This is a genomic window from Burkholderia ubonensis, from assembly GCF_902833085.1.
Lineage (GTDB): Bacteria > Pseudomonadota > Gammaproteobacteria > Burkholderiales > Burkholderiaceae > Burkholderia > Burkholderia ubonensis.
In genome coordinates this window covers 1-1,426 of the sequence record NZ_CADFEB010000021.1, presented here as the reverse complement: position 1 = coordinate 1,426, position 1,426 = coordinate 1, and the positions used below count along the sequence as shown (strand labels likewise).

Genomic DNA, 1,426 nt, shown 5'->3' with positions numbered 1-1,426 from the left:
GCCCTTCTCGAGCACGCAGACGCCGATCTCGACGCCTTTTTCAGCGGCGAGCTGCTTGAGCCGGATCGCCGCGGACAGCCCGGCAGGGCCACCGCCGACGATCACGACGTCGTATTCCATCGATTCGCGCGGGCCGTATTGCGCGATCAGTTCATCTTTGGTCAAAGCTGAGTCTCCTCCTGACGCAGTTCCGGATCAGAACTGGTCTTCCGTCAACGCGAGCACGCCCTCGCCGCCCTTCGCGCCGACGATCGACGCTTCGAACCCGCCCGCCTGCACGAGAATGTGTTCCGCATAGAACTGCGCGATCGCGATCTTTGCGTCGTAGAACGCCGGATCGTTCGCGCGGTTCGCGTGCGCGGCCACCAGCGCGCGCGCCATCTGCCACCCGCACAGCACCACGCCCGCCAGCTTCAGGTACGGCACGCTGCCCGCGAACACCGCGTTCGGGTCCTGCTTCGTGTTCGCCACCACGTAATCGACCACCGCCGACAACGCCCGCGCCCCCTTCTCCAGCTGCGCCTTCATCGACGCCGCCGCCGCGCCGTCGAGCTTGGCGAGCGCCTCGACCGTCTGACCGATCTCGCCGAGCAGCGCCTTCGCCACCGCGCCGCCGTCGCGCACCGTCTTGCGGCCCACCAGGTCGTTCGCCTGGATCGCCGTCGTCCCTTCGTAGATCGCCAGGATTCGCGCGTCGCGGTAGTACTGCGCGGCGCCCGTCTCTTCGATAAAGCCCATCCCGCCGTGCACCTGCACGCCCAGGCTCGCGACGTCGTTCACCATCTCCGTGCTCCAGCCCTTCACGACCGGCACCAGGTACTCGTAGATCGCCTGATGGCGCGCCCGCGTCGCCTCGTCCGCATGGCGGTGCGCCACGTCGCTGTGCGCGGCCGCCACATAGGCCAGCGCCCGCGCGCCTTCCGTCAGCGCGCGCATCGTGCCGAGCATCCGGCGCACGTCCGGGTGCTGGATGATCGCCACCGACTGCTTCGCCGAGCCGTCCACCGGCCGGCTCTGCACGCGCTCCTTCGCGAACGCCGCCGCCTTCTGGTACGCGCGGTCCGCCACGCCGATCCCCTGCATCCCGACGCCGAAGCGCGCCGCGTTCATCATGATGAACATGTATTCGAGGCCGCGATTCTCCTCGCCGACCAGGTAGCCGATCGCGCCGCCGTGGTCGCCGTACTGCAGCACCGCGGTCGGGCTCGCCTTGATGCCGAGCTTGTGCTCGATCGACACGCAGTGCACGTCGTTGCGTGCGCCGAGGCTGCCGTCGTCGTTGACGAGGAACTTCGGCACGATGAACAGCGAAATCCCCTTCACGCCTTCCGGCGCATTCGGCGTGCGCGCCAGCACGAGATGGACGATGTTCCCGGCCATGTCGTGCTCGCCCCACGTGATGAAGATCTTGGTGCCGAACACCTTG

2 protein-coding genes are annotated in these 1,426 nt (G+C 68.0%); both read right to left on the bottom strand.

Going from position 1 to position 1,426, the window contains the following annotated elements; translation table 11 throughout:
- Window positions 1-165: FAD-dependent oxidoreductase (locus tag HWX31_RS34630; protein WP_175934018.1), on the bottom strand; the 165-nt coding region annotated here is incomplete at its 3' end.
- Window positions 166-195: 30 nt separating this feature from the next.
- A partial coding sequence (locus HWX31_RS34625; RefSeq protein WP_175934017.1) for an acyl-CoA dehydrogenase family protein occupies window positions 196-1,426 on the bottom strand: 1,231 nt, incomplete at its 5' end.